At 71.2% G+C, this 19,056-nt stretch carries 25 protein-coding genes and 1 pseudogene; 13 read left to right on the plus strand and 13 right to left on the minus strand.

The features are described 5' to 3' along the window. Window positions 1–142: 142 nt before the first annotated feature. Together QSK15_RS12705 and QSK15_RS12710 are read right to left on the minus strand one after the other, a co-directional pair. Window positions 143–1,480 (minus strand): M16 family metallopeptidase, encoded by a 1,338-nt coding sequence (locus QSK15_RS12705; protein ID WP_285794448.1) that lies wholly within the window; start codon window positions 1,478–1,480, stop codon window positions 143–145. Further along, the gene (locus QSK15_RS12710; protein WP_285794449.1) at window positions 1,477–2,766 is read right to left on the minus strand and encodes a M16 family metallopeptidase; all 1,290 of its coding nucleotides are present in this window, start codon (window positions 2,764–2,766) and stop codon (window positions 1,477–1,479) included. The genes QSK15_RS12705 and QSK15_RS12710 overlap by 4 nt, the downstream gene beginning before the upstream one ends. Before the next feature lie 103 nt (window positions 2,767–2,869). Here QSK15_RS12710 and QSK15_RS12715 point away from each other — a divergent pair, with 103 nt between their 5' ends. Next, window positions 2,870–3,607 carry a phosphodiesterase gene (locus tag QSK15_RS12715; protein WP_285794450.1) on the plus strand — a complete coding sequence of 246 codons (738 nt, stop codon included), beginning with the start codon at window positions 2,870–2,872 and terminating at the stop codon, window positions 3,605–3,607. Here the strand turns inward: QSK15_RS12715 and QSK15_RS12720 are convergent. Next, a complete protein-coding gene (locus QSK15_RS12720) occupies window positions 3,574–3,792 on the minus strand; it encodes a hypothetical protein (protein ID WP_285794451.1) in 219 nt (72 codons plus the stop codon). The two genes, QSK15_RS12715 and QSK15_RS12720, sit on opposite strands and share 34 nt — an antisense overlap. A gap of 273 nt (window positions 3,793–4,065) precedes the next feature. Here QSK15_RS12720 and QSK15_RS12725 point away from each other — a divergent pair, with 273 nt between their 5' ends. From QSK15_RS12725 to QSK15_RS12735, 3 genes are all read left to right on the plus strand, one after another. Continuing rightward, window positions 4,066–5,160 (plus strand): 3-deoxy-7-phosphoheptulonate synthase, encoded by a 1,095-nt coding sequence (locus tag QSK15_RS12725; RefSeq protein ID WP_285794452.1) that lies wholly within the window; start codon window positions 4,066–4,068, stop codon window positions 5,158–5,160. Window positions 5,161–5,593: 433 nt separating this feature from the next. Beyond that, on the plus strand, window positions 5,594–5,827 hold the full coding sequence (locus QSK15_RS12730; protein WP_377617833.1) for a hypothetical protein: 234 nt from the start codon (window positions 5,594–5,596) through the stop codon (window positions 5,825–5,827). Window positions 5,828–5,875: 48 nt separating this feature from the next. Further along, window positions 5,876–6,073, plus strand: a complete 198-nt coding sequence (locus QSK15_RS12735) for a hypothetical protein (protein WP_285794454.1) — start codon at window positions 5,876–5,878, stop codon at window positions 6,071–6,073. A gap of 56 nt (window positions 6,074–6,129) precedes the next feature. On the opposite strand, the gene QSK15_RS12740 is transcribed toward QSK15_RS12735, so the two are convergent. The 3 genes from QSK15_RS12740 to QSK15_RS12750 are packed head-to-tail and all read right to left on the minus strand — an operon-like array spanning window position 6,130 to window position 7,397. Then, entirely contained in the window at window positions 6,130–6,669 is a 540-nt protein-coding gene (locus tag QSK15_RS12740) for a DUF1360 domain-containing protein (RefSeq protein ID WP_030333340.1), read from the minus strand. A 54-nt stretch (window positions 6,670–6,723) separates the two neighbouring features. Then, window positions 6,724–7,056: an SRPBCC family protein gene (locus QSK15_RS12745; RefSeq protein ID WP_030333338.1), complete on the minus strand. Its 333-nt coding sequence runs from the start codon at window positions 7,054–7,056 to the stop codon at window positions 6,724–6,726. Further along, window positions 7,056–7,397 (minus strand): DUF6158 family protein, encoded by a 342-nt coding sequence (locus tag QSK15_RS12750; protein WP_377617835.1) that lies wholly within the window; start codon window positions 7,395–7,397, stop codon window positions 7,056–7,058. The genes QSK15_RS12745 and QSK15_RS12750 overlap by 1 nt, the downstream gene beginning before the upstream one ends. A gap of 131 nt (window positions 7,398–7,528) precedes the next feature. On the opposite strand from QSK15_RS12750, the gene QSK15_RS12755 reads away from it, so the two are divergent. Together QSK15_RS12755 and QSK15_RS12760 are read left to right on the plus strand one after the other, a co-directional pair. After that, window positions 7,529–7,951 (plus strand): hypothetical protein, encoded by a 423-nt coding sequence (locus QSK15_RS12755; protein WP_285794456.1) that lies wholly within the window; start codon window positions 7,529–7,531, stop codon window positions 7,949–7,951. Between the two features lie 25 nt (window positions 7,952–7,976). After that, window positions 7,977–8,303 carry a DUF3817 domain-containing protein gene (locus QSK15_RS12760; RefSeq protein WP_285794457.1) on the plus strand — a complete coding sequence of 109 codons (327 nt, stop codon included), beginning with the start codon at window positions 7,977–7,979 and terminating at the stop codon, window positions 8,301–8,303. 97 nt (window positions 8,304–8,400) lie between these two features. Here the strand turns inward: QSK15_RS12760 and QSK15_RS12765 are convergent, their stop codons facing one another. Further along, a complete protein-coding gene (locus tag QSK15_RS12765) occupies window positions 8,401–8,922 on the minus strand; it encodes a DUF6232 family protein (protein ID WP_279519306.1) in 522 nt (173 codons plus the stop codon). Window positions 8,923–9,422: 500 nt separating this feature from the next. Between QSK15_RS12765 and QSK15_RS12770 the strand changes: the two genes are divergently transcribed. After that, window positions 9,423–10,400 carry an NlpC/P60 family protein gene (locus QSK15_RS12770; RefSeq protein WP_285794458.1) on the plus strand — a complete coding sequence of 326 codons (978 nt, stop codon included), beginning with the start codon at window positions 9,423–9,425 and terminating at the stop codon, window positions 10,398–10,400. A gap of 73 nt (window positions 10,401–10,473) precedes the next feature. Here QSK15_RS12770 and QSK15_RS12775 read toward each other — a convergent pair whose 3' ends face one another. From QSK15_RS12775 to QSK15_RS12790, 4 genes are all read right to left on the minus strand, one after another. Beyond that, window positions 10,474–11,463 (minus strand): sigma-70 family RNA polymerase sigma factor, encoded by a 990-nt coding sequence (locus tag QSK15_RS12775; protein ID WP_285794459.1) that lies wholly within the window; start codon window positions 11,461–11,463, stop codon window positions 10,474–10,476. A 378-nt stretch (window positions 11,464–11,841) separates the two neighbouring features. Next, complete coding sequence (locus QSK15_RS12780) at window positions 11,842–12,783, minus strand: N-acetylmuramic acid 6-phosphate etherase (protein ID WP_279519304.1); 942 nt, start codon at window positions 12,781–12,783, stop codon at window positions 11,842–11,844. Further along, window positions 12,780–13,694, minus strand: coding sequence for a MurR/RpiR family transcriptional regulator (locus QSK15_RS12785; RefSeq protein WP_030333314.1), 915 nt, complete (start codon window positions 13,692–13,694; stop codon window positions 12,780–12,782). Before QSK15_RS12785 ends, QSK15_RS12780 begins: the two co-directional genes overlap by 4 nt. Window positions 13,695–13,768: 74 nt before the next feature. Next, window positions 13,769–13,984 (minus strand): hypothetical protein, encoded by a 216-nt coding sequence (locus QSK15_RS12790; protein WP_285794460.1) that lies wholly within the window; start codon window positions 13,982–13,984, stop codon window positions 13,769–13,771. Window positions 13,985–14,109: 125 nt separating this feature from the next. Here QSK15_RS12790 and QSK15_RS12795 point away from each other — a divergent pair, with 125 nt between their 5' ends. Beyond that, window positions 14,110–14,802 (plus strand): SDR family NAD(P)-dependent oxidoreductase, encoded by a 693-nt coding sequence (locus QSK15_RS12795; RefSeq protein WP_285794461.1) that lies wholly within the window; start codon window positions 14,110–14,112, stop codon window positions 14,800–14,802. Here QSK15_RS12795 and QSK15_RS12800 read toward each other — a convergent pair. Then, window positions 14,787–15,455, minus strand: coding sequence for a dTMP kinase (locus tag QSK15_RS12800; RefSeq protein ID WP_377617079.1), 669 nt, complete (start codon window positions 15,453–15,455; stop codon window positions 14,787–14,789). The genes QSK15_RS12795 and QSK15_RS12800 overlap by 16 nt on opposite strands. Before the next feature lie 179 nt (window positions 15,456–15,634). Here QSK15_RS12800 and QSK15_RS12805 point away from each other — a divergent pair. The 5 genes and pseudogenes from QSK15_RS12805 to QSK15_RS12825 all read left to right on the plus strand — a co-directional run. Next, a pseudogene (locus QSK15_RS12805) lies at window positions 15,635–16,222 on the plus strand (nucleotidyltransferase family protein); the annotation flags it as partial. Then, window positions 16,219–16,494, plus strand: coding sequence for a hypothetical protein (locus QSK15_RS12810; protein ID WP_285794464.1), 276 nt, complete (start codon window positions 16,219–16,221; stop codon window positions 16,492–16,494). The pseudogene QSK15_RS12805 and the gene QSK15_RS12810, both read left to right, overlap by 4 nt. A gap of 10 nt (window positions 16,495–16,504) precedes the next feature. Further along, window positions 16,505–17,281 carry a metallophosphoesterase family protein gene (locus QSK15_RS12815; protein ID WP_091405690.1) on the plus strand — a complete coding sequence of 259 codons (777 nt, stop codon included), beginning with the start codon at window positions 16,505–16,507 and terminating at the stop codon, window positions 17,279–17,281. After that, a complete protein-coding gene (locus tag QSK15_RS12820) occupies window positions 17,272–17,415 on the plus strand; it encodes a GPGG-motif small membrane protein (RefSeq protein ID WP_007464364.1) in 144 nt (47 codons plus the stop codon). Before QSK15_RS12815 ends, QSK15_RS12820 begins: the two co-directional genes overlap by 10 nt. A 142-nt stretch (window positions 17,416–17,557) precedes the next feature. Next, window positions 17,558–18,052: a TspO/MBR family protein gene (locus QSK15_RS12825; protein ID WP_285794465.1), complete on the plus strand. Its 495-nt coding sequence runs from the start codon at window positions 17,558–17,560 to the stop codon at window positions 18,050–18,052. A 52-nt stretch (window positions 18,053–18,104) separates the two neighbouring features. Here the strand turns inward: QSK15_RS12825 and QSK15_RS12830 are convergent, their stop codons facing one another. Continuing rightward, window positions 18,105–18,878, minus strand: coding sequence for a peptidoglycan DD-metalloendopeptidase family protein (locus QSK15_RS12830; RefSeq protein ID WP_285794466.1), 774 nt, complete (start codon window positions 18,876–18,878; stop codon window positions 18,105–18,107). Between the last annotated feature and the right edge of the window lie 178 nt (window positions 18,879–19,056).

Genomic DNA, 19,056 nt, shown 5'->3' on the forward strand with positions numbered 1-19,056 from the left:
ACCTCACACCCAACCCTCCCCCACCCTGACCCCCGTCGATCATGAAGTTGTTGTCGCGACACGCCGTCGGAGGTGACAACAACTTCATGGTCAACGAAGCGGAGGGCGGGGAGGGCCGGAGGCGGCGGGTGGGTGGATGGGATTAGGGGAGGAGGTCGCCCAGGGCGGTGGCCTGGAGATCGTCGCGGATGGCTGCGGCGTCGCCCTCGATGACCAGGGTCAGGGCCTCCGGGTGCAGGTGGGTGGCCGCCGCCGCGGAGACCTGCGCCACGTCGGCGGAGAGCAGCGACTCCCGCAACCGCGCGTGGTAGTCGTCCGGCAGATCGTGCACCACCAGGGTGGTCAGCGCGGAGGCGATCGCCCGAGGGCTCTGCAACTCGACCGAGAGCTGCCCGGCCCGCCAGGAGCGGGCCACCTCCAGCTCGTCCTCGGTCACCCCACTGGCCTGGGTACGGGTGATCTCGCCCACCGCCTCGACCAGGGCCGGCGCGGTGACCGCCGTCTGCACCCCGGAGCTGACCGCGAACCGACCGAACCGCCGCGACGCGGCGAAGTCAGCCCGGATGCCGTAGGTGTAGCCGCGGACCTCGCGCAGCAGGTGGTTGAGTCGGGACGTGAACGCACCGCCGAGCACCGTGCCGGCGAGCGTCATCGGCACATGGTCGGGGTGCGCCCGGTGTGGTGCCGGGTGGCCCAGCCGCAGCGTCGACTGCACCGACCCGGGTCGGTCCACCAGGATGATCCGACGACCCTCGTGCATCGGCACCTCAAGGGGGCCGCCGCGCTCGGCGGGGCCACCACCGGTGCCGGCGAACGCCGCGGCGGCCAGCGCGTCCAGGTCGATCCGGTCCAGGTCACCGGCGACGATCAGGGTGCCGGGGCGCAGGAACCACTCGGAGTGGAAGACGGTGACGTCCTCCACGTCCAACCCGGCGACCGACTCCGGGTCGCCGTGCATCGGCCGCCCCCAGCGGTTCTGCGCGCCGAACAGGTCGGCCCGCAGCGCGGCGTCGGCACGCGGGCCGGGGTTGGCCCAGTCCATGCGGAGGGCTGTCGCCTCGTCGTCGCGGACCCGGCGCACGTCGGCGGGGTCCAGCCTGGGCGTGCGGACCGCCTCGGCCAGCAACTCCACTGCCGCGTTCAGCCGGTCCACCGGGATCACCACGCTGGCCTGGAACGAGTCCCAGTCCAGGCCGGTCGACAACGCGGTGCCGAGCCCTTCGACGGCGAGCGCGTACGCGGCGGCGTCCCGCTGCGCGGTCCCCTCCTCCAACGCCTTGGCCAGCACACCGGACAGGCCCTCCTTGCCGACCGGCTCCTGGCCCGCACCCACGTCGAGCAGCAGCAGGGCCACCGCGAGGTTCTGCCCCGGCAGGTGCGCGGCGACGACCTGACCACCGGCCACGGCGCGGCGGACCACCGGCGGGAACCGGTACGGGCGGGCGGCACCCGGGCCGGGACGGTCGGCGATCAGCGTCATGAGGTCTCCTCGGGCAGGTAGGTCAAGGTCACCCGGTCGGTGGCGAGCACGTCGGCGGCGGCCTCGGCGATCTGCTCGGCGGTGACCGCGAGCAGCGCCGGCAGGTGGTCGGCGACGCGGGCCGGGTCACCGAACTGCGTGGCGTACCGGCCGAGCAGGTCGGCGCGGCCGTCGACGGTGGACAGTTGACGCCACCACCCGGTGCTGAGCAACGCCTTGGCCCGGTCCAGTTCGGCGGCGGTGACCGGTACGGTGGCCAGCTCGTCGACGACCTCGGCCAGCCCTTCGGCCAGCCGCTCGGCGCTCACTCCGGGACGGGCGGTGGCGGTGGCGATCAGTGGTGCCGGGCCGTGCGCGAGGTCCACCCCGTACGCCCCGACCAGGTCCGGTTGCGCGATCCTCTCGCCGTCGGCGAGGCGCTGGTAGAGCCGGCTGCCCCGGCCGCTGCCGAGGACCGTGGCGAGCACGGTGATCACGTCGTACCCCGGGCTGCCGAACGGGTAGCTGCGGTGGGCGATGTACACCCTCGGCGCCGGCACGTCGGCGCTGACCGCCTCCACGGCCGTCTGCCCGGTGGCGGGGACGCTGCGGCCGTCCGGTGCCGGCGGGATGTCGTCGCGGGCGGGCAGCGCGCCGAAGTACTTGTCGGCGAGCGCGAACACGTCGGTGGCGGTGGCGTCGCCGACCACGGTGAGCACCGCGTTGTTCGGCGCGTAGTAGGTCTGGTGGAACGCCTGGAAGGTGGCGAGGTCGGCGGCGTTCAGGTCGGCCATCGAACCGATCGTGGCGTGGTGATAGGGGTGCCCCGGCGGGTAGAGCATCGGCAGCAGTCGCAGCCAGGCGTCCCCGTACGGCACGTTCTCGTAGCGCTGCCGGCGCTCGTTCTTGACCACGTCCCGTTGGTTGTCCAGCGTCTCCTGGGTGAGGGCGGGGACCAGGCCACCCATCCGGTCTGCTTCCAACCAGAGCGCCAGCTCCAGGTGCTCGGCCGGGACCGTCTCGAAGTAGTTGGTCCGGTCCGGGTTGGTGGTGGCGTTGAGCGAGCCGCCAGAGCCCTGGATCAGCTTCATGTGCTCGGTCTTCGCCACGTTCACCGAGCCTTCGAACATCAGGTGCTCGAAGAGGTGGGCGAAACCGGTCTGCCCGGCCGGCTCGTGCCGGGAGCCGACGTCGTACCAGAGGTTGACGGCCACGGCGGGCGCGGTGCGGTCCTCACTCACCACCACGCGCAGGCCGTTGTCCAGTCGGGACGTCTGAATGGGCCAGGGGTAACCGCTGTCGGGCATGCCCCCGACGCTATCCGATCTCGGGGGCGGAAAGGTGACGCGCTGTCGGTCGGCGAGCCGACCGGGGCGGCATCGGTGCGGCCGTGCGGGGTACCGGAGGGGAATGACCGTCACCCCGCCCCCGTCCCGGGCCGCCACCGCCGTCGAAGGCGCCAGCACCGCACTCGGCCGGCTGCGCCGCGGCCGGTTGCTGCATCCGGCCGGTCGCTCGTTCGTCGGCGAGACGGTGATCTGGGGTACGCCGGGGCCTCCCACCGGGGTCGCGCTGCTCGACGACCCCGGCCGGTACCGGACCACCGTCCGGCTCTCCAAGGGCACGCCCACGCCGGGCAGTTGGCCCGACGTACTGGGCCTCGCGTTGCGCCTGCACCGCGACGGCGGCCGGCCGTTCGACCTGTTGGTCAGCTCCAGCGGCGCGGCCCCGGTGCTGCGGAACCTGCCGCTGCCCCGACGCCGCTTCACCGGCACGTACAGCACGATCACGTGCTACCGCGCGGGTCGGCGACGCCTCTGGTTGGCCGCGTTGGCCGACCCCGACGCGGCCGACCTGGGCCGCAGCCTGGCCACGGTGGCCGCCGCGACGCGGACGGACACCCCGCGCCTGGTGCTCGCGGTCGCGTCGGCGGTGGGGCCGTGGCGGCTGGTCGGGCAGGTCAGCCTCGGTGCTCAGCTCAGCGCCGAGCAGGACGCGGCGCTCGCGTTCGACCCGACGCGCAACCTGCCAGCCGAACTGCGGATGGCAGGTCCGCTGGCCTGGCTGCGCGACCAGACCTACCGGGGGTCGCGCCGGGCGCGCGGGGCGACCGCTCAGTCCGGCGGTTCGACGGCGACCACGGTCTGATCCGAGGTACGACGTTCCAGCACCGTGTCGGGGGCGGCGTTCTGGTCCGCCGTGCGAATGTCCGACTCGCTGAGGATGGCCTCCGCCTGCGCCTCGGGGTCGTCGCTGCCCACCGCCGTCTCCTCGGGCAGGAGGTGGTGTGCCCGGGACTCCACGCGGTCCTGATCGCTCTGTTCGTGTGTCATGGGACCCCTGTTACCCCGACCGCGCCCCTGGCACGCGATGTTCGCTCCGCATCTTGGGACGACAGGCCGGGTGACCGCGTCCGGTCGGGTACGCTGGCCGGGTGACGCGTTCCTATCGATGGTTTAGGCAGCCGGCTCGCACGCCGGTGACTTCACCATGAACTGACGTCACCACGGACCGAGCCGGCTGGGCAGGAGCTATCGTTCCTGCCCTTTTGCGTACGAGCAGCCGGCTCGTCCCGGGCACCGGCCCCGGGCACGGTCGGCGGAAGGATGCCCACCGTGACGACCCCGGAGACCGATCGGGTCAGCGATCAGCGGATCGACCGTGTCGTGCCGCTGACCACCCCCGCCCTGCTGCACCACGAGTTACCCCTTGATCCCCCGCTCGCGTCGGCCGTACTGACCGGCCGCCGCGCGGTGGGGCGCGTGCTCGACCGCGAGGACGACCGCCTGCTGGTGGTGGTCGGCCCCTGCTCGGTGCATGACCCGGCTGCCGCCCTCGACTACGCACAGCGGCTGCGGACGGCGGCCGACCGGCTCGCCGACGACCTGCTGATCGTCATGCGGGTCTACTTCGAGAAGCCACGCTCCACGGTCGGCTGGAAGGGCCTGATCAACGACCCGGGGCTGGACGGCAGCGGGGACGTCAACACCGGGCTGCGGTTGGCGCGGGCGCTCCTGCTCGACGTGCTGCGCCTCGGCCTGCCGGTGGGTTGCGAGTTCCTCGACCCGATCACCCCGCAGTACATCGCGGACACGGTGGCCTGGGGCGCGATCGGCGCCCGCACCGTGGAGAGCCAGGTGCACCGGCAGCTGGCTTCCGGCCTGTCCATGCCGATCGGCATGAAGAACCGCCCGGACGGCAGCATCGGCACGGCGGTGGACGCGATCCGCGCCGCCGGGGTTCCGCACGTCTTCCCCGGCATCGACTTCTCCGGCACCCCGGCGATCATGCACACCCGGGGCAACACCGACGGGCACCTGGTGCTGCGCGGCGGGGGCGGCCGGCCCAACTACGACGCCGCGTCGGTCGCCGGGGCGCTTGACCTGCTCCGCGCCGCCGACCTGCCGGAGCGGCTGGTGATCGACGCCAGTCACGCCAACAGCGGCAAGGATCACCGCAACCAGCCGCTGGTGGCGGCGGACGTGGCAGCGCAACTGGCCGCCGGCCAGCGCGGGATCACCGGTGTGATGCTGGAGTCGTTCCTGCTGCCCGGCCGACAGGAGCTCGACCCGACCCGGCAGCTGGAGTACGGCCGGTCGGTCACCGACGCCTGCCTAGGCTGGGACGACACCGCCGAGGTGCTCGACCACCTCGCCTCGGCCGTGCGGGCCCGGCGGGCCACAGTGCCGACGACGGTGTGACCGCCGACACCGGGCCGCACGGAACACGAGCGGGGGTCGGCTCGTTGTCTGGGGTGTCGGTGTGTCCAGTGTCCCCGGGCCTCACCTAAATAGCCTTCGCGGAATACCGTCCGGCTGGAGCCGCGTAGCGCCACTCGCCGAGAGGCGACCTGCACACCGACACCAGCGCCGCCCCCGGCCCACAAGGCCGGGGGCGGCGCTGTCTGTATTGGCGAACCCGGCGGACCCGGCTCGACCGAGAGGGCCGGGCAACATCACCCTCGCCCCCACTACCTCTTTGCCTTCCTTTGCTCTGCACCCGTCCGCGCACCACCTACCGAGCGTGACTGTCGCCTGGGCGGGTGCAGAGCAAAGGAAGGTTCGCGAGGCCATCGACCGGAGCCCAGGCCGCCACCGGTCCGGGGTGACGTTTGACCGATTCCGCCCGGGGTAGCTGATCGACGTGACCGACGACGCATCAGTGGCCGGCGAGCCGGACACCCGGGCCCTCGACGACCTGCTCGACGACGTCTACCGGGGGCAGGAACGGGTCACCCAGGCGGACATCTACCGCCGGGCCGTGGCCGCCGAACTCCCACCGGACCTGCTCGCCCGGATCGACGCGCTGCCCGAGGGCGAGTACGCGGTGGACGAGGCCAGCGACCTGCTGGGCGGGTCCATCGGCTGAACGCCGGTGCCAGCTCCGCCGCCCGAGCGACAGCAGAAGGGACACCACATGACGCACCACGACGAGGAGCACGACGAGAAGATGCCGGCGCTGGGTCAACCGCCGAAGGGCACTGACACCACGCCTGAGCCGGACTTCGCGAACGAGCACGACCGCACGGCGGTGGACCGGGACATCATCACCGGGGCGGACGAGCACGAACGGGAGCCGGAGTCGCCGCACGGTTGGTCCGGCATGCAGCGGTGAGGGGTACGAGAAAGGGGGGTCGGTTTCCGCCGGCCCCCCTTTCTCGTGCGTGCTGATCAGTCGTCGTCGTGCCCGCCCTCGGCTGCCTGCTGGGCCGTCGCGTACGCCATCTGGAGGAAGTCGGACGCGGCGACCGCGGTCAGCGCGGTGGCCACCAGTCGGGTGAGCCGAGGCGCGAGGACCAGGCCACCGGTCAGCCCGGTTGCCACCCAGACGGCCAGGCAGAACGGGCAGCTCAGCAACTCGCCGATGGCGTGCCGGGTCGGGCTGCCCGAGTCACGGACCTGCTCCATCACCTCGCCGCTGCCGATCGGGCGGTCGTAGCGGGTGAACGGCGCCCGCAGCGGGCTCGTCACCGCGTCCTTGGACAGCAGCCGGCTCAGCTTGTGCGTGGCGATGGAGAGCAGCACCACGTCGGACGGCGCGGGGCGCTCCGGCACCGGCCGACCGGTCGCCTTGACCAGGCCGGCGAGCGCACCGGTCACCCCGGCGTAGGCGCCCATCGCCACCAGGTAGCCGCCGAGCGGCCGGTGTTCGTGCGGCGCGTACGCCCGGCGCAGCCGGGCCGCCTTCTGTCGCAGGCCAGTGTCGCTCACCCGATCTCCTCACGTGTCGTGGTGGTGGCGGGAACGGCGTCCCGCTCGGCCGGCTCAGCCGGCCTGGAGGTTGTCGGCGACCTCGCGTGCCAGGTTGGTGAGCGCCTGGTCGGCCAGCTGGTCCGGCCCGGGCCCGCCCGACCCGTCGGCCAGGTCGAGCTCGATCCGGGCGCCACCGGAATCCGCCGGCTCGACCCGGATCTCGGCGGACCAGTCGTCGGTGTCGCCCCACCGGGCACGCAGCTCGTCGCCGTTGATCTCCGCGGCCGGGCTGCCGTCGCCACGCAGTGGTTCCGGCAGCCAGGCCGAGGCACGGTCGGGGTCGGTGGCCGTGCTGAAGACCACCTCGGGTGGCGCGGACATGCCGCGTACGGCGCGCGCCGGCATCAGGCGTCCCGCAGGCGGCTGGGATCGACCTCGCGGCCCGGGTGGCGGGCCAGGTACTCGGTCTCCAGCTCCGCCGTGCGTCGCAGGTGGTTGGCGAGTGCGGAGTCCGCAGCGTGCCGCAGGGTGTCCAGGCGGGTGCGGTGCAGGCTGTGCATCTCGCGGATCAGGTCCTCGTCGGTCAGCTCCGTCGGGTCGATGCCGAGCAGATCGCCGTCGAGACCGGGAGCGCCGGCCGGGTCGGCCAGCTCGTCGCCGCCCCACTCGGGCACCCGCTGCTCCGGGCTCATATCCGCGCCGCCGCTGGACGCGAAGCCGTCCTCACGTACCGATCCGGTCATGATCGCCCCCCTTGATCTCGTTTGGGCTGGCGTCTAGACGATTGCCCAGGCGAGGTGCTGCCAAACCACGCCGACGAGGCGACAACTACGACACGGTGTCGGAGACCGGCGGCGTCCCCGGTACCCTCGATGTCATGAGGCGGCTCTGGACTCCGGCGTGGATCGCGCGCCACGTGGCCATGGTCGTGCTGGTCGTGGGCTTCCTCGGGCTGGGCTGGTGGCAGATCAGCCGGGCCACCGCCGGCAACAGCCTGAGCTGGGGGTACGCGGTCGAGTGGCCGATCTTCGCCGGCTTCGTGGTGTACGTCTGGTGGCGTGAGGTGAAGCTGGCCCGCCGCAGGGCGACGGAGGCCGACGCAGCGCCCGTGGACCCGGCCGTCGAGCCGGCGCCGATGGTCACCACCGGGTCCCGACCGGCGGTACGTCGACCGGTGCGGGTGTCCCGGGTGCCGGCCACCGGTGACGTCGGCGAGGACACCGACCTGGCCGCCTACAACCACTACCTGTCATGGTTGAACGCCAATCCGGGTGCCCGGCCCGGTGACTATCCCGGCTGAGCCGGGCTCGGAAGGACGGACAACGGTGGGCGCTGCCCTTACCCGGTACCGCGTGATCGCCTGGATCGTGGGCGTGGTGCTGATCCTGCTGGTCGTGATCGGCATGCCGCTGAAGTACGCGTTCGACAACCCGGTCGTCGTGGAGACGGTGGGGCCGGCGCACGGCTTCCTCTACATGATCTACCTGGTGGCCGCGTTCGACCTGAGCCGGCGGGCCGACTGGCCGTTGAAGCGGATGCTCCTGGTGATGCTGGCCGGCACCGTGCCGTTCGTCTCGTTCTACGCCGAGCGCCGGGTCAGCGGATGGTTGACCCGACCGGTGGAGCGCACCCCGGAGACGGTCGCCGGCTGACCTACCGTCGGGGAGCTACGGCAGTTGCGGGAACCGGCTGTGGTCAGGAAGCGGGTGGGTTGAGCCCGTCGCAGGATCACCCGGGCGGGTCGGGGCGTCAGCGGTTGGGCCGCCACGGGTCCGCCGCGGCGAGCGGATCGACCCAGCTGCCGTAGCGGTTGACCTCCCGGGCCCGCAGCAGCGACCGGGTGACCTGGCCGAACTGCCGTTCGTCGTCGGCGCTGAACAGCAGCACCTCCGTTCCCCGGTACCACCCCCACAGCTCGTGCGGCGGCGGCCGCCAGCGGTCACCGACCACTGCGAGCGCGGCCGGGAGCAGGAACACCGCGCCGAGGATCAGGTACGCCTCGGCGGTGAGACGTTGCAGACCGCCGGTGAAGCCGAGGAGCACCCCCACACCGCCGAGCATGCTGGCGGTGAGGACGACGGCCCGGACGGCGATCCGGTCGTGCGGGCCCCGGGTGGTACGCAGATGGGTCAGGTCGGCGACCCGGTAGCTGTTCCGACCGACGGTGAACCGGTCGACGGTCACGATGATGCCGGGCCGCGCGTACAGCAGGGTCGACCGGGCGCCCGGCACCGTTCGCGGCGGTCGCGTCTTTGCGCCTTCACGATTCACGGTTCCTCCCGCAGGGGACGGTTGGCCGGCTGGACCGCCAGTGGCAGTCATCGCTACCTGCCGACGGGATTCCCGGCTCCGGACTTCATTGTGTTTCGCCATTGCCAGTCGACCTGGGCATTTGCGGGCTCCCGACAGCCCGCCCCGGCGGGTGACATCGCCGAGAAACAGCATCCATTTCAGGTTTTATCGGTTATGGCGACCAGGAATCCGGCGGCATACGCCGGGAACGACGAAAGTCGCATATCCGTCAGTGGCCCTCGAAAAGGGCGATGTTCGCCTGTTCTGAGTTGTCATCAGCCACGATGACGCCACCCAACACACCGGCCACGACCGGCAACTCTGCCAACTTTCGCCACTGCTTCAACTGCGAGCGACATCCGTCCCGGGTTAGGTTGGGCGAGCCGGTCCGGCCCAGTGCCGTCCGCCCGGATGGCCCCGGCCGGTGTCGTCGAGGGCGTCAGCAGCCCCGGCGGCCGTGGGAGAGGGGCCTTTCGCTCTTGTCATCCCTGAGGAATCTGCTGCGCACCGTGGCGCTGGTCGGCATGTCCGCCGCGCTGATCGCCCCGACGGCGGTGGCCCGGGCCGAGCCGTCCCCCGCCGAGCTGACCCGCCGGATCGAGACGTCCTCGGCGGAGCTGGAGCGGGTCGTCGAGTCGTACAACAAGCTGCGTGAGGAGATCAAGACGAACGAGGCCGCAGTGGCCCGATTACAGGCCCGCATCGGCCCGCTCGAACAGCAGGTCGAGCAGAGTCGGGCCGACGTTGCCAAGATCGCCTCCACCGCGTACAAGAGTGGCAGCCTGCGCACCGCCGACGCGCTGCTGCGTCCCGGTGGTGCGGCGACGCTGCTGGACCGGCTCGGCACCGTCGAGCAGTTGACCCGCCAACGGCAGGCGAGCATCTCCGGCTTCACCGTCAATCAGCAGCGACTGCTCGACGAGAAGGCCAGCCTGGACGCCACGCTGGCCCGGCAGGCCGCGCAGGCTCGCCAGCTCGCGGCGGGCAAGAAGCAGATCGAGCAGGACCTGGCCAGGCTGTACGAGCTGCGCCGGCAGGCGTACGGGGCCGCCACCGAACGACCCGAGCCCACGGCGGCGAAGAACGAGGCGAAGAACGTGCCCGCCGTGTCGGGTGCCGCCGGCACAGCGGTGCGCTACGCGTTCGGCGCGATCGGCAAGCCGTACGTGTGGGCAGGCGACGGGCCGAACGGGTACGACTGTTCCGGGCTGACCTCGGCGGCCTGGCGGGCGGCCGGGAAGTCCCTGCCGCACAACACCCGGATGCAGTGGAGCGCGGTCACCCACATCGGGCGAAGCGACCTGAGCCCCGGCGACCTGGTCTTCTACAGCGGGCTCGGGCACGTCGCCCTCTACGTGGGCGGCGGCCAGGTGATCGACGCGCCCAGCGCCGGTCGCAACGTGCTCAAGCGCGGCATGAACATGATGCCCATCCAGGGTTACGGTCGGGTTCGCTGACCACGCTCGGCCAACGGCGAACGGCCGGCGTCCCCCTATCGGACGCCGGCCGTTCGCCGTCATTACTACCAGGTCAGGCTGCCTGCAGCCCCTCTGCCCGGGCCAGCTCACGGAGCCGGCCGAGGGCCTGGATCTCCAACTGCCGGATCCGCTCGCGGGACAGCGAGAACCGGGACGCGACCTCGGTGAGCGAGTGCTCCCGGCCGTCCTCCAGCCCGTAGCGGGCCCGCATGATGCCGGCGGACCGGTCGTCGAGGTGGTTGAGCAGCCCTTCGATGCGCTGCCGCTCCAGGCCGCTGAGCACGATGTCCTCGGGCGACGGCGCGTCACTGTCGGCGACCAGGTCGCCGAGGTTCGTGTCGCCGTCGTCACCCACCGGGGTGTCCAGCGAAACGGTGTCCTGCGACCAGCGGCGCAGCTCGTTCACCCGCTCGACGGTGACGCCGAGGGCGGCGGCGATCTGCTCCGGCTCCGGGTCGCTGCCCAACTCGCGGGTCAGCTGCCGCGCCACGTTGCGCATCCGGTTGACGTCCTCCACCAGGTGCACCGGGAGTCGGACGGTGCGCTCCTGCTGGGCGATCGCCCGGCTGATCGCCTGCCGAATCCACCAGGTGGCGTAGGTGGAGAACTTGTATCCACGTTCGTAGTCGAACTTCTCGACCGCCCGGACGAGGCCGGTGTTGCCCTCCTGGATCAGGTCCAGCATGGGCATCCCGGAGCGTACGTAGCGCCGGGCGATCGACACGACCAGCCGGAGGTTGGCGCGGATGAAGAGGTCCTTCGCCCGCTCCCCCTCGACGACCAGCCACTGCAAGTCGGCCCGGTCGACACCGGCGGGAACGGCTTCCTCACCGAGCAGGTGCTCGGCGTAGAGGCCGGCCTCGATCGCCTTGGAGAGATCGACCTCCTTGGCGGCGTCCAGCAGTGGCGTCCGGGAGATCTCGTGCAGGTAGACGCCGACCAGGTCGCGCTCCTCGGCAACCTCGTCGGTTCGCATGCCGATGTTCTTGTCCACGTTGCCCACGGTCCCCTCGCTCGCGCCGGTTGCCCGGTTCCTTGCCATTTCCCACGCCTGTCAGCCCCTGGTAACTTCTGCTGTGCCCATCGGTGCTGACACCTACACAACAGATGAGACGTGTCGGGGATTCCTCGCCGTGAGTCGAAAGTGTCACGAATGCCTGAGTAGTAGCTGAGAGCACGGTCCATGTTTGCTGTCAGCACCCCATCGGGTGGGCTCACCATTGGGCACCACGTACGGGTTACCGCACCATGGCAACACCGCCCGCCGCGGGGGGACAGCGACCCGGGTCACCACCACGATGCGATCCTGCTCACTGCCAGATACGCACCGGTGAACCGGTCGGTTCATCCACGGGAGTGTTATTACCCCCCGGCCAGATGAACAATCCGAAGCCCCGTTCGCTTCCCGGGGTGGGCGGCGCTAGGAGGCGAGCAGGGCGAGGGCGCCGCGTACCTGGTCCGCCGAGCGGGCCAACGCGGCCCGGGCGGCGTCGATCTCGGCGCCCGAGACGAGGGAGACGAGCGCCGTCTTCAGGTCACCGTCGGCCTCGGTGAGGGCCTGCCGGGAGATCTCCTCCGAGCAGCCGGTCGCCTCGACCAGAATCGAGATCATTCGTCCGCGGAGTTTCGCGTTGGTGGCCACCATGTCGATCATGAGGTTCGAGTAGACCCGCCCCAGGCGCACCATGACGGCGGTCGAGAACGTGTTGAGCACCAACTTCTGCGCGGTGCCCGCCTTCATCCGGGTCGACCCGGTGACCACCTCGGGTCCGGTGTCCACCCCGATGAACACGTCGACCGACCGGGCGGCCTCCGCCTCCGGATTGGCGCAGAGCAGCACGGTGGAAGCGTCGATGGCGCCGGCTGCGGCGAGCGCCCCGAGGACGTACGGGGTGCGTCCGCTGGCCGCCAGACCAACCACCAGGTCCCCGGCACGGACGCAACTGGCCGCTTCGACCGCTCCGCCCCGGTCATCGTCCTCGGCGTCCTCCACGGCCCGCCACATGGCGTCCGGGCCGCCCGCGAGGTGTGCGCAGAACCAGTGCCGGGGCGAGTTGAAGGTGGGGGCCAGCTCGGCCGCGTCGATCACGCCCAGTCGGCCGGAGGTGCCGGCACCGAAGTAGTGCACCCGGTGGCCGCCGCGAAGCGCCTCGACCGCCAGGTCGACGGTGGTGGCGATCTCGTCGAGCACCGCGGCGACAGCGGCGGGCACCCGCCGGTCCGCGTCGTTGATCACGGTGAGCACGTCCCGGGTCGACATCAGGTCCAGGTCGACGCTGAGCGGGTTACGCCGTTCGGTCGGAGCACCCACCCGGACCGTCGGGCGAGCGGGCGGTGCGGGCATCTCCGCACCGGCCGTCATGCCCGCCTCCGGTTGGCACCCACCCGGTGCGACTGGACCGCCTCGGCGGTCGCCTCCAGGGCCTTGCGGGCCCGGGCACGGTTGCGGGCGGCCACCCCGACGAAGAGGCAGTCGACCACGGTGAGCTGGGCCAGCCGGCTGGCCGTCGCGCCCGAGCGGTAGGTGGTCTCCCGGGCCGCCGTGGTCAACACGAAGTCCGCCACGTCGGCGATCGGCGAGCGCGGGAAGTTGGTCAGGGCCACTGTCGCGGCGCCGCGGGTGCGGGCTTGCTCCAGCACTTCGATCACGTCGGAGGTGGTGCCGGTGTGCGAGATGCCGATCGCCACGTCGCCCCGGCCCAGGAGGGCGGCCGAGGTCAGCGCGGTGTGCACGTCCGGAAAGTAGAACGCGATCCGCCCGATGCGGTGCAGCTTCTGCTGGAAGTCCGAGGCGACGAAGCCGCTGGCACCGGCGCCGTAGATGTCGATCCGACCGGCGCCGCTGATCGCCTCGACCACCTGCTCGCAGACGGCAGGGTCGAGTTGCTCGGCGGTCTCCTCGACGGCGCGGGCGTCGTTGAACGCGATGGTGGCGATGATCTGGGCGAGGTCGGCACCGGGCGGAATGTCACCGCCGACCACCCGGGCGTCCGGTGGCTCGATCCGCCGGGCGGCCTCGGCGGCGAGGCGGATGCGCAGCTGGGGGTAACCGTCCATGCCGACCGAACGGCAGAACCGGATGACTGTCGCCTCCGACGTCTCGGCTGCGGTGGCGAGGTCGGTGATTGTCCGCCGGGCGGCGGCCGCCGGGTCGGAGACGACCAGCCGGGCGACCCGCTGCTCGGCGGGCGACAGCGATGGCAGCAACCCACTGATGTGGACGATCAGTCCACCGGGCTCGTGACTCGCAGAAATCTTCGGACTCTTCGCCACGGGTGAAACTTACTTTCACCAGGCGTGAGCGTCAACTATGACTGTCCGGTAGGGAAAAGTGTCGGCGGCCGGGATCACCGGTCCCGCACAGCCTGCCACTCCCCCAGGACCACCGCCTCATCCGCCGGGTCGAGACCACCCTGCCGTACGGCGGCCGGATGCGCTGCCATCCAGGACGCGGTCGCCCGAACGGTGTCCGGCAGCGGACGGATCGCCAACCCGGCGTGCAGAGAAGGTCGGGCGTCGCGGTCCATCAGGCCGCCGTACTCCGGCAGTCTCGCCCCCGGCACCCGACCAGCCCAACCACTCTGCCCACGGCAGACGGTGATCATGAAGTTGTTGCCACCCGGATCGGCGTGTCACGGCAACAACTTCATGATCGACGCAGGGGGTGGGTGGGGGCTAGCGTGAGGGTATGGCGGAGCGCAGCGTGGTGGTGACCGGAGGTACCGGTGGGCTCGGCGGGGCGGTCGTCACCGCGTTCGTCGAGGCGGGCTGGCGGGTGGTCGTACCGCAGCGGGAAGCGCGACCCGGGTCGGAGCCGGCGGCAGCCGGGGTGGTCCCGGTGGTCGCGGACCTGGCCGACCCGGCGGGGGTGGCGCAGGCGGTCGAGGCCGCGCTCGGCGACCCGGCGGCACCGCTGCGCGCGGTGGTCAACCTGGTCGGGGGGTACGCCAGCGGCGGGCTGGTGCACGAGACCCCGGTCGAGGAGTTCGAACGGATGCTCACCGTCAACCTGCGGCCGACCTACCTGGTCACCCAGGCCGCGCTGCCGCACCTGGTGGCGGCCGGCGGCGGCGCGGTGGTCTGCGTCTCGGCCCGCGCGGCGGTCGCCCCGTTCCGGGGCGCGGCCGGCTACTCGACGGCCAAGGCGGCGGTGCTGGCCTTCGCCAACGCGGTAGCGGTGGAGTACCGGTCGCAGCACGTGCGCTGCAACACCGTGCTGCCCAGCGTCATCGACACCCCGGCGAACCGGGCCGCGCAGCCCAACGCCGACCATTCCCGCTGGGTGACCCCGGCCGAGATCGCGCCGGTGATCCGGTTCCTCGCGTCGGACGAGTCGGCCCCGACCAGCGGTGCCACCGTTCCGGTCTACGGACGGGCCTGAGCCGCCACCGGCCCCAGGTCGTCCCCGGCCGACGCGGACGACGGCAGCCAGGTCTCCAGGTGCGCCTGGATCTGCTCGGTCACCTCCTCGGCCGGGCGGCCCGCGTCCACCAACACGAAGGTGGGGTATTCGGGCAGCGTCCGGTAGGCGGTGTCGGCGGCGGTCAGCCACCCCATCGTCTCGTGATCGGTGCCGCGTTCCTCGATGCGCCGGTACGCCTCTGCCGGGTCGACGGAGAGCAGGAAGGTCACCTGCGGCGTCGGGAACAGCCGGTAGCCGGCCCGGGCGAGCCGCTCCCAACGCTGCCCGCCGTGCGCCCGGATGCTCGCGTACTGGCAGGCCGAGTAGCGGTCCATCACCGCCGTCCGGCCGGTGAGCAGGCAGCTGATCAGGGCGATCGCAATGGCGAGCCAGCGCAGCACCGATTCCACGGCCAGCACGCCGTCGCGCCCGACGAGCCGTTGTGCGTCGGCCCGGCCGAGTCGGCGGGCGAGCCGGCCGAGCCAGCGCCGGCCACTGGCGTTGCGCCGGTACCTGGCGGGACGCCCGGCGGCGGTCAGCGCGTCGGCCAGCCGGTGCGCCTGGGTGGTCTTGCCCGAACCGTCGATGCCGATCAGGGCGACAGTGCGCAACCGGGCCTTGCGTCGTCGCATCCCCGATGATCTGGCCACTCTCCACAGATTATCCGACCGACGCACTGGCCCCGCGAGGTTTGTCATGCTTCATCCCTGTTGACGCCCGACCGCGACACCGGCAGGTGTGGCCGACCGGAATGCCGGGTACCGGACTTTGAAATCCAACCGCCGGTCCACCAACACGACGACGGAGGAACCAGATGGCTGAGCGCGGGGACGAGAGTCTTGTGCACACCCTCAAGAAGGTCGCCGCCGTGCTCAAGCAGTCCGAGATTCCGTTCGCCCTGGGCGGCAGCTTCGCCGTCTACGCCCACGGAGGCCACTCCAGCGATCACGACGTCGACTTCCTGATCCGGGAAGTGGACGTGGAACAGGCGCTGGAGGCCCTGGTGGCCGCCGGTTTCGTCGCCGAACGCCCACCGGAGGACTGGCTGGTCAAGGTCTTCGACGACGGCCGGATGGTGGACCTGATCCACCGGCCGATCGAGACGCCGGTGACCGAGGAGACGTTCGCCGACACCGTCATCCGGCCGGTGGACGCGATTCACATGCCGGTGCTGTCCGCCACCCAGCTGATGGTGCACAAACTGCTCAGCTTCTCCCAGCACTACTGCGACTTCGCCCGTGGCCTGCCACTGGCCCGCTCGCTGCGGGAGCAGATCGACTGGGAACGGGTACGCAAGGAGACGCAGCACTCGCCGTACGCCGAGGCGTTCCTGGTGCTGCTGGACCGGCTGGAGGTGGTGCCGGCCGCCGGCACCCAACCAGGAGAGGGGACATCGTGACCCACCATCGCGACATCGACGCCGGGCCACCGGACGAGTACGTCGAAGCGGAGATCCAACGGTTGCTCGTCGAGGACCCCGCCGTCGCCGAACAGGGGATCACCGTGATCCGGCGGGAACGCGCCCTCGTGCTCTACGGCGAGGTGGAGAGCCCGCACCGGCGGGAGGAGATCCTGCGTCTGGTGTCGGAGCGCTTCCCGGACGTGCCGGTCACCAGCGACATCGGGGTGATCCGCGCGCAGGCGCCCACGGAGATCGAGCAACTGCCCTGAGGGAGGTTCCATGGTGATCCGGATCGCCGCCGTGGGCGACGTGCATCTGGACGAGGACGTCGTCGGTCGGTTCCGACCGGCGTTGGAGGAGCTGCCGGAGTGCGCCGACGTGCTGCTGCTGGCCGGGGACCTGACCCGGCACGGCACCGAGGCCGAGGCGCGCTGCGTGGCAGAGGAGTTTGGTGGGTTGGCCGTACCGGTGGTGACCGTGCTGGGCAACCACGACCACCAGTGTGACCAGGTGCCGCAGGTGGTCAAGGTGCTGGAGGACGCGGGCATCACCGTGCTGGAGGGCAACGGCGTCGTGCTGGACTGCGCTGGTGGTCGGCTCGGCATCGCCGGCGTGAAGGGCTTCGGCGGCGGGTTCGCCGGCCGGTGCGCGAGTGACTTCGGCGAGCCGGAGATGAAGGCGTTCGTCCGCACCACCACCGACAGCGCGGACCGGCTCGGTGCGGCGCTGCGCTCGTTGGACTGCGACATGCTGGTGGCGCTCACCCACTACTCGCCGGTGCCGGACACGCTGGCCGGCGAACCGTTGGAGATCTACCCGTTCCTTGGGTCGTACCAGCTGGGGCAGGCGATCGACTCGGCGCCCACGGCGCTGGCCGTGCACGGGCACGCGCACGCCGGCACCGAGCGCGGCACGACCCCAGGCGGGGTACGCGTCCGCAACGTCGCACACCCGGTGATCAAGCAGGCGTACAGCGTCTTCCACGTCGGCGATCAACTCGACACCGACCAGGTTTCCCCGATCGGCCAGTCGGGTAGTCAGAGGTCATGGAGCTGATTCTCTGGATTCTCGCAGTCGTACTCGTGGTCGCCGGCATCCTCGCGCTGTTCCGCCGGCAGATCCTGTGGGGCATCGTCCTCATCGTCGTCGGGCTGTTGGTCGGCCCGGGTGGTGTCAGCATCTTCAATTAGCGCTCATCAGTGGTAACACCGGGACCCGCCGGGGTCGCCGCGACCGGAGCTTCGTCCTCCCGACAGAGGCACCGGTCGCAGCGATCCCGGCGCTTTCGTGTCCGGCGGTTTGCCACCGCCGATCCGCGGAAACATCTTGACTATGGAGACATCTCAGGACGCCCCGAGGACCTCCGGTCGCCGCCAGTGGTGGGCCCTCATCGGTTTCGGGGTGGCGGTCTTCATCGCTGCCGCCATCGGCGGGCTGGGCGTGCAGGGCACCACCGACGAGTACGCGAGCCTGCGGCAGCCCGACTGGGCCCCGCCGTCCTGGCTGTTCGGCCCGGTCTGGTCGCTGCTGTACGCGCTGATCGCGGTGGCCGGCTGGCTGGTGTGGCGACGGGTCGGCTTCTCCCCCGCACTCTGGGCCTGGACCGCCCAACTGCTCCTCAACGCCATCTGGACCCCGCTGTTCTTCGGCGCGGGGCAGTACGGACTGGCGTTCGCCGAGATCGTGGTGATGTGGTTGGCGATCGGCCTCACCGTGGTGCTGTTCGCCCGGGTGTCCCGGGTCGCCACCGCGCTGATGCTGCCCTACTGGGCCTGGGTCACCTTCGCCGCCGCGTTGAACCTGTCGATCTGGCGGCTGAACGCCTGACCGGCGGATCTTCGGCGGGCGTCCGCCCGCCGAAGACCGGCCTTTCGCCGCCTCAGCAGCGAGGGACGTTCGGGATGTAACCGTCGTAACCGGTGTAGACGTACGCGTCGGCGATGAACCGCCCGGCGCCGATGCGATCCCAGATCGTGCTGGTGCCGTAGGTGCCGGTGACGCTCGTGCCACTGGTCTGGCAGGCGATGGTCACCCGGGTGCCGTCGGCGACCGTGCCCACCGAGGCGTACCCGGTGCCGGGGCCGGAGCGGACGGTCAGCGGCGTGCCGCTGGTGTCGACGGTGCCGTTGCCGCTGCCCGAAGAGCACCCGTTGCCACTGGTGTAGCTCTTGGTGCCCCAGTAGAGCGCGAGGCTGCCGTTGAAACGGACCTGGATGTCGGCACCGTTGAGGCGCTGCTCGTAGTGCAGGTGCGGGCCGGTCGATCCGCCGGTGCTGCCGACCCAGCCGATCACCTTGCCGTATCCGACCGTCTGCCCGACCGAGACGTTGAAACCGCTGAGGTGCGCGTAGTAGGTGCTGTAACCGCCCCCGTGGTTGATTCGGACGTATTTGCCGTAGCTGGTGCCGCCGAGGTCGGTGACCCTGTCGACGGTGCCGGGGGCGCTGGCGACCACCGGGTCGCCGGAGTCGTCGGTGCGGTTGAAGTCGATGGCGTACGCCGGGCTGTGATCCGACCGGGTCTGCCCGGACCAGGTCTGCCCGCACGGGAACGGCACCCTGAAGGTCGGCGCGGCCAGCGCGGGTGCCGCTGGCGCCAGCGCTCCTCCGACCAAGAGACCCGTCACCAGCAGGCTGATCCACCGCTTTCGCATACAGCTCCTCCTATGTCGAAAACCTTCGATGCGTACGCACCAGCCTGACAGATATCGCCAATCTTCGAAAGAGTCCGAAGCGTGCCCCGGGAGCGCGCCCACCAGGCAGCCGGCAGGTTTCCGGATTGTTACTCGGTCGTGTCTGACAGGGGGTGGACCCGGCCGGATGCAAGCGCTT

Origin of the sequence: Micromonospora sp. NBRC 107095, from assembly GCF_030269705.1 — a bacterium.
GTDB lineage: Bacteria > Actinomycetota > Actinomycetes > Mycobacteriales > Micromonosporaceae > Micromonospora > Micromonospora parva.

Bases quoted from the DNA above. Each gene is read 5' to 3' on its own strand.
- QSK15_RS12705 (WP_285794448.1), bottom strand. From the start codon at position 1,480: ATGACGCTGATCGCCGACCGTCCCGGCCCGGGTGCCGCCCGCCCGTAC.
- QSK15_RS12710 (WP_285794449.1), bottom strand. From the start codon at position 2,766: ATGCCCGACAGCGGTTACCCCTGGCCCATTCAGACGTCCCGACTGGAC.
- QSK15_RS12715 (WP_285794450.1), top strand. From the start codon at position 2,870: ATGACCGTCACCCCGCCCCCGTCCCGGGCCGCCACCGCCGTCGAAGGC.
- QSK15_RS12720 (WP_285794451.1), bottom strand. From the start codon at position 3,792: ATGACACACGAACAGAGCGATCAGGACCGCGTGGAGTCCCGGGCACAC.
- QSK15_RS12725 (WP_285794452.1), top strand. From the start codon at position 4,066: ATGCCCACCGTGACGACCCCGGAGACCGATCGGGTCAGCGATCAGCGG.
- QSK15_RS12735 (WP_285794454.1), top strand. From the start codon at position 5,876: ATGACGCACCACGACGAGGAGCACGACGAGAAGATGCCGGCGCTGGGT.
- QSK15_RS12745 (WP_030333338.1), bottom strand. From the start codon at position 7,056: ATGCCGGCGCGCGCCGTACGCGGCATGTCCGCGCCACCCGAGGTGGTC.
- QSK15_RS12755 (WP_285794456.1), top strand. From the start codon at position 7,529: ATGAGGCGGCTCTGGACTCCGGCGTGGATCGCGCGCCACGTGGCCATG.
- QSK15_RS12775 (WP_285794459.1), bottom strand. From the start codon at position 11,463: ATGGCAAGGAACCGGGCAACCGGCGCGAGCGAGGGGACCGTGGGCAAC.
- QSK15_RS12780 (WP_279519304.1), bottom strand. From the start codon at position 12,783: ATGACGGCCGGTGCGGAGATGCCCGCACCGCCCGCTCGCCCGACGGTC.
- QSK15_RS12795 (WP_285794461.1), top strand. From the start codon at position 14,110: ATGGCGGAGCGCAGCGTGGTGGTGACCGGAGGTACCGGTGGGCTCGGC.
- QSK15_RS12800 (WP_377617079.1), bottom strand. From the start codon at position 15,455: ATGCGACGACGCAAGGCCCGGTTGCGCACTGTCGCCCTGATCGGCATC.
- QSK15_RS12815 (WP_091405690.1), top strand. From the start codon at position 16,505: ATGGTGATCCGGATCGCCGCCGTGGGCGACGTGCATCTGGACGAGGAC.
- QSK15_RS12820 (WP_007464364.1), top strand. From the start codon at position 17,272: ATGGAGCTGATTCTCTGGATTCTCGCAGTCGTACTCGTGGTCGCCGGC.
- QSK15_RS12825 (WP_285794465.1), top strand. From the start codon at position 17,558: ATGGAGACATCTCAGGACGCCCCGAGGACCTCCGGTCGCCGCCAGTGG.
- QSK15_RS12830 (WP_285794466.1), bottom strand. From the start codon at position 18,878: ATGCGAAAGCGGTGGATCAGCCTGCTGGTGACGGGTCTCTTGGTCGGA.